This is a genomic window from Flavobacterium sp., assembly GCF_043778725.1.
Lineage (GTDB): Bacteria > Bacteroidota > Bacteroidia > Flavobacteriales > Flavobacteriaceae > Flavobacterium.
Window position 1 is genome coordinate 1 of the sequence record NZ_JAYWFT010000150.1, and the last position, 8,419, is coordinate 8,419.

Sequence of the window (8,419 nt, forward strand, 5' to 3'; positions counted from 1 at the left end):
CAAATTATGTAACAATCATAAAGGAAAAAAAACTAACCATGATACTACCCAAAGCAATACTTATTGAAGAAGAACTGATTAATGTAAAAGCATTGACAACATTGATTACTAATTATTGCAAAGATCAAAAATCTATAAGTAACAAGCTATCTGCCGAAAGTATAATTCTAGAAATAAATAGTATCAAACCAGATATTGCTTTGTTAGATATTAAGCCATTAATTATGATTGAAGTAGCAAAAGCGGTTAGCAACATCATTAAAAATTTAGAATTGCAAAATTTGATTCCAATTGAAGATGATTCCAAAAATAAATACCGAGAATACGTTGCCCTTTCCTCATTAGACCAAATTGATTTTATAAAAATGGCCGACATCATGTTTTGTATGGCCGACGGAAAATATACCAAGTTTTACTTAGCCAACGGAAACAGTTTTTTGTCTAGTAAACCCATTGGTAGTTTTGAATTTCGTGTTTTAGATATCGATCACTTCTTTAGAATTCATAACTCCTATATTATAAACATGAGGTTTGTAGCTAAAATTAATAAAAAAGAAGGCATTGCATGCGAAATGTTAAATGGTCTTTCCATTCCAATTTCTAAAAGAAGACAACAAGATTTTAATAAATTCATTAGGCTCAAAGAGTAATCAAAAACGCACATTTATCGATAATCTGTTGCTTTTTACCGATAAACGACCACTTATAACTTACTGAATTTAATTTATTCAATTTCTAATTACGTTTGTATTAGAATAAAAACAACCTTTGGGCAAAACTTACTATTATTAACAGTTTTATCAAATTAGATAAAATGAATAAAAAGTTTAATAAAAAAAGGTTTATATACTTCTCGGAGATTTTTAATTAAAATCTTTATTGTCATTTACTATTTAAAATTGATAGCATCTAACAAATAAAAAATCAATATTTTATGTCATTTATTCAATACTATCAAAAGCATATCCCAATTGTTTTTTAAAGTATTCCGAATTCATATTGATGTTGATACTTCGCATTATTTATTTATAAAAATTGTAATTCCTTCACTTTGAATGTTGTTAATACCATTCATAAGAATTATAAGATAAACAAGATTATAATTTGAAAAGCATTGTTACCATTGGTTGCAAATACTATTTGTTTGTCATATAAATATAAAAAAATCAGATTAAATACTACTTCGTAATGAAGTAAATCCTTCGTAGAAATCACTTCTAAAAATTAGGTTGTGCTTTTTTATGATTTCTTAAATAGCATATTGCTAAGTAATTATTTGGTTTCCAAATTATTTACAGAAAATTGAAAAACTCTATCAAATAAATTTCATTATGAAAACAAAACTATACCCAATCCTTATAATCATAGTACTAATTTGTTCTAATGCTAAAGCGCAAGTTGGAATTGGTACTACAACTCCAGACATTTCTTCAATATTAGACATCCATTCTATAGACAAAGGCGTACTTTTTCCGAGATTATCAACAACCGAAAGAGATGAAATTACGGCACCAGCAAGCGGATTGTTTTTATTTAACACAACAACTGGTTTATTTAATTATTACAATTCTGGTTGGAAATCTTTTTCATCGGGAATTATTTCTCCTTCTAATGGTGGTACAGGAATAGCTAATAATAATGCCGCAACACTTACCTTTCCTGCTTCTTTTCCTATCAGTATAACTGCAACAAGCACAACAGCTGTGACCTTACCAACTTCTGGAAAACTATTTGGCACAGCTACTGCAAGTATAACTTCTGGCGAAGTATTAAATTCAGTCACTGATAAAACTGGTACTGGAACTTTAGTGTTTTCTACAACACCAATTTTTACTGGAATTCCTCAAGTTCCAACCGCAACAACAAGCACAAACACCAATCAAATTGCAAGTACCAAATTTGTAATGGACAATACAGATAAATACAATTCTATAAATGATAATCTAATTATCTCTACAACATCTACAACAGACGAAGTTATTTCGGGAATGACAATTTCACCTTCTGCCGGAACTTATTTGGTAATGTTTAATAGTCAATACAATATAAATGCTGTAAATACATCTAATAATGCTCCAACTATAGACACAGCACAATGTTTAAACGATTTGCAGAGTGCCTATTCAACTTTAATGATTACAACTACCACCAACAGTACACATACACCAGCATTTGGTGGTGGCGAAACTTTATATCCAGGTGTTTATGCCATCGGTGCAGCTTCGTCTATTGCAGGAACATTAATTCTTGATGCCCAAGGAAATTCTAATGCAGTTTTTATTTTTAAAATTAATGGTGCTTTTTCTACAGGAGCAAGTTCAACTGTTGTTTTAACCAATGGTGCATCAGCTTGTAATATCTTTTGGGTTGCAGAAGGTGCTATTTCTATTGGAGCAACATCTGTAGTAAAAGGAACTTTTATTGCTAATAGTGGTGCAGTTTTTATGGGTGCAAATTGTTCGCTAGTTGGAAGATTATTTTCAATAACAGGAGCAGTAAATTTTGGTCCAGGAACAATGTTATTTCCTGAAAATTGTAATTATTTAAACTTAGGATTATTAACAGATTTTGTTGCTTTTACTGGAACAGGCGCAGTAGGAAATACTGGAAACACAACTATAACCGGAAACATTGGATCTAATAATGGTGCCATAACTGGCTTTGAAAGTGCTGCACTTAACGGAATAATTTGTTCACCAAGCAACAGTTCAGAATATAGTAATGACACCGCAATGGCTACATTTAGTATTTATCAAAATGGAGTTTTAGTTGCCAATTCCAACAGAACAAGAAAAAGCAGTGTAAAATCTGGAGATATTTCTTTGCAAGCTATTGCGACGGTAACAAGTGGTCAAACAATAGATGTACGTTGGAAAATTGATGGTGGAAATTTGAATGTAGAAAATAAAATTCTAACACTAATTAATGTCAAATAATTTAAACTCTTCCTTTTAAAGAACTGAAAACCCATGCATTGGCTAAAAAACCAACCCCAACTGCAACAAAACCCCAACCAGCAACGTCGTCATATCTAAAAGCACCAAGAGCTATTAATAGTAATCCCATGATTATCATTATAAAAGTTGCCCAGCCTAAAACTGTATTTTTATTCATTCCCATATTCTTTTCTTTAATTTAAGGATTGCAAATATCGTGAATATTATGGATTTTTAAACTACTTTTTTTATTCGAGAAATATATGAGAAAATTATAAATAAAATTGATCCAAGTAAATTCATCATCATGTCCTTAGTGTCATTTTCTTTTAATAACAGTACGTCTGAGTGTTGAAAATAATTTTGAAAATATTCATTTAGCAATCCAATAAAATTAAATACAACAAAAATAAATACGAATTTCAGTATTTTATAATTTGCTAGAACTTTAAATAATACCATATAAACACTTAATAACAAACAAATTATAAAGGAGAAAAAAAGATGTTCTACACTATTTAAATGATAATTTATAGTATCAGAAAAATTAAATAAATCGGCTCTAACTAAGATTATAAATCCTAAGAAAAAAAGAAAAAACCAATTGTAATAGCAATGTAATTGAAGTTGTAAATATTTTTTATTGCTATTGAGATATTCATAAGATGTAAAAAATACTATTTCATAAATCAAAAGAATATTGGTTTTAATTAAAATTATAGCAATAAAAAAAATTAAAAAAAGTAAGCGCTGAAAATTTTTAGAAGAAAGAAAATTCATTTAATTAAAAATCTTAACCAACATTTCCTTCAGTAAATCATGTGTTGGCAAAGCATTGGCACCAACTCCTTTACTTTTCACATCAATATCTCGCAATGTTGCTACAATGCTACTCACTTTTTTCATTGGATAATTCTTCAAGGCAACATCATAATCTTTCATAAAAAATGGACTCACACCAAGAATTGGAGCCACTTTAGCAGGATTTTTATCTTTTATTCCGTGGTATTTTAAAACTTTAATAAAAAAACTAAAAACCAAACTTGTAGTAACAACCATTGGATTGTCTTTGGGATTATCTGCAAAATATTGAGCAATTTTATAAGCTTTTATTTGATTTTTAGAACCTAATGCATTTTGCAATTCAAATACATTATAATCTTTACTAAATCCGATATTTTCTTCAATATCCTTAGGATTTATGGTATGACCTTTAGGAAGAATAATTTGCAGTTTGTCTAGTTCATTACTTATTTTACTCAAATCATTTCCTAGAAATTCGACCAACATTGCGTTGGCTTTGGGTTCAATAGAATATCCTTTTCCTTGAAGCACTCGCGAAATCCAAGTCCCAACTTGATTTTCGTACATCTTTTTACTTTCAAAGACAACGCCGTATTTGGCTAAAAGTTTGGTTACTTTTTTACGCTTGTCTAGTGTTTTATATTTGTAGGCAAAAACTAAAACTGTTGTATTTTGTGGGTTTTCGACATAATTTTCTAGCTTGTCAATTGTTCTTGAAAGTTCTTGCGCTTCTCTTACCACAACTACTTGTCTATCGGCCATCATTGGGTAGCGTTTGGCATTACCAACAACATCTTCAATAGTTACATCGCGTCCGTATAAAATAGTTTGATTAAAATCACGCTCGTGTTCTTGCAAAATATTTTGTTCGATATATTCGGTTAATTTATCAATATAATAAGGCTCATCGCCCATTAAGAAATAAATAGGTTTGATGTTTCCAGCTTTAATATCGTTAATTATTTTTACTACTTCGTCCATTATTTTAGTATTCAGTGGTCAGTCGCTGTTGGCAGTTCATCAAATTTAGTTAAATTTGCTTCATGCAAAAGCTCAATTTTCCAACATTTACGTTTCGGTTCAAAAATAGTGAAAATAAAGTTGCTATTTTTGATGAAATTAGGAAAAAATTTATAATTCTCACTCCCGAAGAATGGGTTCGTCAGCATGTAACTCAGTATTTATTACAAGAAAAAAAGTACCCGAAATCATATATCAATGTCGAAAAATTAATTAAAATTAATGATTTAACTAAACGATACGATTTAGTTGTTTTTCAACCTAATGGCGAACTTTTTTTGTTAGTAGAATGCAAAGCTCCAGAAGTTAAAATATCGCAACAAACTTTTGATCAAATTGCACGTTACAACCTTACATTAAAAGCGAAATACTTGATGGTTACTAACGGACTAAATCATTACTTTTGCGAAATGGATTTTGAAAATGAGAAATACATTTTCTTAGAAAAATTACCCGATTATAGCCTTTAAATAAATGACAGACAAAAAAATAGCAGTTGTAATTTTAAATTGGAATGGTGCCAAATTGTTAGAACAATTTTTACCGTCAATTGTTTCATTTTCTAATGAAGCTACCATTTATGTTGCCGATAATGCTTCTACAGATACTTCCATTGAGGTTATAAAATCACAGTTTCCATCTGTTAAAATTATTCAAAACGATAGCAATTATGGCTTTGCAAAAGGGTACAATATTGCTTTGCAAAATGTTGAAGAAGACTATTATGCGTTGGTTAATTCAGATATAGAAGTTACTCCAAATTGGCTCGCTCCTATTCTATCTATTTTTGAAAACGAAAAAGAAACTGGAATTATTCAGCCTAAGATTTTAGATTTTAAAGCCAAAGAAAAATTTGAATATGCTGGTGCTGCAGGTGGATTTATTGATAAATATGGTTATCCGTTTTGTCGTGGTAGAATTTTTGAAACTATTGAAAACGACAACCACCAATATGATGATGAGCGTGAAATTTTTTGGGCAAGTGGTGCGTGTTTTTTTATTAGAAAAGAAATTTATAGAAAACTAAACGGATTTGACGATGATTTCTTTGCCCATCAAGAAGAAATTGATTTGTGTTGGCGCGCTTTTAATTTGGATTTCAAGGCTAAATATACTTATAAATCTGTTGTTTTTCATGTTGGTGGCGCAACTTTAAATGCTAGTAATCCTAGAAAAACGTTTTTGAATTTTAGAAATTCACTATTGATGTTATTGAAGAATTTGCCTAAAAATCAATTATTTCCAATAATCTTCATCCGATTAGTTTTAGACGGAATTGCAGGAATCAAATTTATTTTCGAAGGAAACTTCAAACATAGTTTAGCAATTATAAAAGCGCATTATTCCTTTTTCTATCTGATAAACAGAAACTTAAAGAAGCGAAAAGATATTGAAAACAAAAAATATTTTCATTGTAATAGCATCGTTTATTCTTATTTTATTGAGAACGGCAAGGTTTTTGAATAAATAGTTAACAATACTTTATAGTATTTTTTCGTTATAACTATAAAGAAATTGTAATTTTGTAAAAATCAAAACCAAATAGATATGAGAAAAGTATTTTTTATGTTTTCGTTGGCTGCACTGACATTAACATCATGTGGAGCAAAAAAGAAAATCGCCGATTTAGAAAAACAAAATAAAGACTGTCAAGATTTATTGAATTCAACTACAGTAAAATTGAATCTATGTTTGACTGAAAAAGACGCATTAAATCAGCAAAATGATTATTTGAAAAAAAATAATTCAGATTTGATTAGCGCTTCCAAAGATATGACGGTGCTTTCTACTAAAGGTGCACAAAATATTGAAAAAGCATTGGAAACAATCAAAGAAAAAGATTTGAAAATTTCTAGAATGCAAGATGCTTTAACTAAAAAAGACAGTGTTACATTGGCTTTGGTTACAAGTTTAAAAAGTTCTGTAGGAATTTCTGATCCAGACATTGAAGTAAATGTTGAAAAAGGAGTTGTATTTATTTCTATTGCTGATAAATTATTGTTTAAAAGTGGAAGTTATACTGTAAGCGATAGAGCAAAAGAAGTTTTGGCTAAAGTAGCTAAAGTTATTAATGACAAACCTACTTTTGAGTGCATGGTTGAAGGTCATACTGATAATGTTCCTTTTACTGGAAACGCAATTTTATTAGACAACTGGGATTTAAGTGTAAAACGTTCTACGGCAATTGTTAGAGTTTTAACTAAAGATCTTGGTGTAAAACCATCACAATTAATTGCTGCTGGTCGTGGAGAATTTATTCCGTTAGTGGATAATAAAACTGCCGAAAACAGAGCAACCAACAGAAGAACTCGTATTGTAATTTTACCAAAAATTGATGAGTTTTATGAAATGATTGAAAAAGAAATGAAGAAACAGTAAGGCTAAAGTACGAGGTTTGAAATACGAAGTACAAAGTTTTAAAAATATAGAGAAACGCCTTGAGAAATCTAGGCGTTTTTATTTTATCCCATAATTCATAGGAAGCATATCTCCTACTTTTTGTTGTGCCATATATCCTGAAAAAAAAATATTTTCTAAATTAGAATTATTTCCAAATTTATCAACATAGAACGTTTCTGTTTCAAATATTATTTTGGATTGTTGTTTTTTATTAAATAAAAGATTGAATTCGGCAACAAACTTTTTTAATGATAATTCTTTCTTTTGCTTGGTAACAACTACTTTTTTAGAATCGTTAAAATCACTAATGGTGAAATAATCATTGGGATTGTCTTGATAACTTCCTTTAAACAATAGAAAATTTTCTTTATTCCAAATGTTAGCAACTAGGTTTCTAAAGAAATGCAACTGCGATCCTTGATAGCATTTTTCTCGTTGATTTAAAATTTTAGCATTAGAATTTGTTTCTTCAAATCGTGTTAATCCAGCATAGTAACTTTTAACAACGTCACTAGAACTAATGCTTATTTTAAAAAAGCAAACTTCAAAATCCACTAGTTCATACGATATTTTATATCCTAATAACGAATTATTTACAATTAATGGCTTGTCTGAATAGCCTTTTATTGTGAATGTTTTTTCGTCATAATCAAAATAAAGATCATCTTCATTTTCTATTACAGCTTTTTTTCCTGTTTTAGTTTGTCCCAAAAATTGCTCTCTAAAAAGTTGTAGTTTTTGTTTTCTAGAAAATCTGTCTTTTCTAATTACAACCTCATTTAATGTGTTAGCCGCTTCTTTCAAAACGATTGTCAAATCTTTATCATCAAATGATTTGATAAATTGTGTTTGATAACCAATAAAACTTACTGCCAAAATACTATTTAATTTGGAGCCATAGTTAAGCGAAAAGTTTCCGTTTTCATCTGCAATTGTTGCAATTGTAGTTCCGTCAAAATAGATGTTTGATCCTGGTAAAGGTTGGTTATTTTGATCAACAACCTTTCCTTTTACTATTTGAGCAAATGAAATAGAAGAAATAAACAGAAAAGAAAATAATAGAATTTTATTCATATTTAGAAACTTACAGAATATCAAGACTTCCTTTTCCTTCTCTAACAACTTCGGGTTCATGACCTGATAAATCGATTATTGTTGAACCAAATTGACACAGCAACTTTTAAGTTACTAAAACGTGCTTTGCCTGGACCTTACACTTTTATTTTGCCAGGAAATAATGACTTGCCAAAAGAATTTAG

General features: G+C 29.5%; 8 protein-coding genes and 1 pseudogene. 6 read left to right on the forward strand and 3 right to left on the reverse strand.

Annotated elements, in window-relative coordinates:
- Together ACH2CG_RS13950 and ACH2CG_RS13955 are read left to right on the forward strand one after the other, a co-directional pair.
- Positions 1–650, forward strand: a 650-nt coding sequence (locus ACH2CG_RS13950; RefSeq protein WP_395066242.1) for a LytR/AlgR family response regulator transcription factor, incomplete at its 5' end; no start/stop codon positions are given.
- A gap of 681 nt (positions 651–1,331) precedes the next feature.
- The gene (locus tag ACH2CG_RS13955; RefSeq protein ID WP_395066244.1) at positions 1,332–2,936 is read left to right on the forward strand and encodes an ice-binding family protein; all 1,605 of its coding nucleotides are present in this window, start codon (positions 1,332–1,334) and stop codon (positions 2,934–2,936) included.
- A 1-nt stretch (position 2,937) separates the two neighbouring features.
- Here the strand turns inward: ACH2CG_RS13955 and ACH2CG_RS13960 are convergent, their stop codons facing one another.
- Both ACH2CG_RS13960 and holA read right to left on the reverse strand, forming a co-directional pair.
- On the reverse strand, positions 2,938–3,120 hold the full coding sequence (locus tag ACH2CG_RS13960) for a CAL67264 family membrane protein (protein WP_395066246.1): 183 nt from the start codon (positions 3,118–3,120) through the stop codon (positions 2,938–2,940).
- 596 nt (positions 3,121–3,716) lie between these two features.
- Complete coding sequence (gene holA / locus ACH2CG_RS13965) at positions 3,717–4,721, reverse strand: DNA polymerase III subunit delta (RefSeq protein WP_395066248.1); 1,005 nt, start codon at positions 4,719–4,721, stop codon at positions 3,717–3,719.
- 62 nt (positions 4,722–4,783) lie between these two features.
- Between holA and ACH2CG_RS13970 the strand changes: the two genes are divergently transcribed.
- The 3 genes from ACH2CG_RS13970 (at position 4,784) to ACH2CG_RS13980 (ending at position 7,139) form a co-directional block, all read left to right on the forward strand.
- Entirely contained in the window at positions 4,784–5,230 is a 447-nt protein-coding gene (locus ACH2CG_RS13970; RefSeq protein WP_395066250.1) for a type I restriction enzyme HsdR N-terminal domain-containing protein, read from the forward strand.
- Between the two features lie 4 nt (positions 5,231–5,234).
- A complete protein-coding gene (locus tag ACH2CG_RS13975; RefSeq protein ID WP_395066252.1) occupies positions 5,235–6,227 on the forward strand; it encodes a glycosyltransferase family 2 protein in 993 nt (330 codons plus the stop codon).
- Positions 6,228–6,308: 81 nt separating this feature from the next.
- Complete coding sequence (locus ACH2CG_RS13980) at positions 6,309–7,139, forward strand: flagellar motor protein MotB (protein WP_395066254.1); 831 nt, start codon at positions 6,309–6,311, stop codon at positions 7,137–7,139.
- A 78-nt stretch (positions 7,140–7,217) separates the two neighbouring features.
- Here ACH2CG_RS13980 and ACH2CG_RS13985 read toward each other — a convergent pair whose 3' ends face one another.
- Entirely contained in the window at positions 7,218–8,234 is a 1,017-nt protein-coding gene (locus ACH2CG_RS13985; RefSeq protein ID WP_395066256.1) for a carboxypeptidase-like regulatory domain-containing protein, read from the reverse strand.
- 81 nt (positions 8,235–8,315) lie between these two features.
- Here ACH2CG_RS13985 and ACH2CG_RS13990 point away from each other — a divergent pair.
- Positions 8,316–8,419 (forward strand): annotated as a pseudogene (locus ACH2CG_RS13990) (threonylcarbamoyl-AMP synthase); the annotation flags it as partial.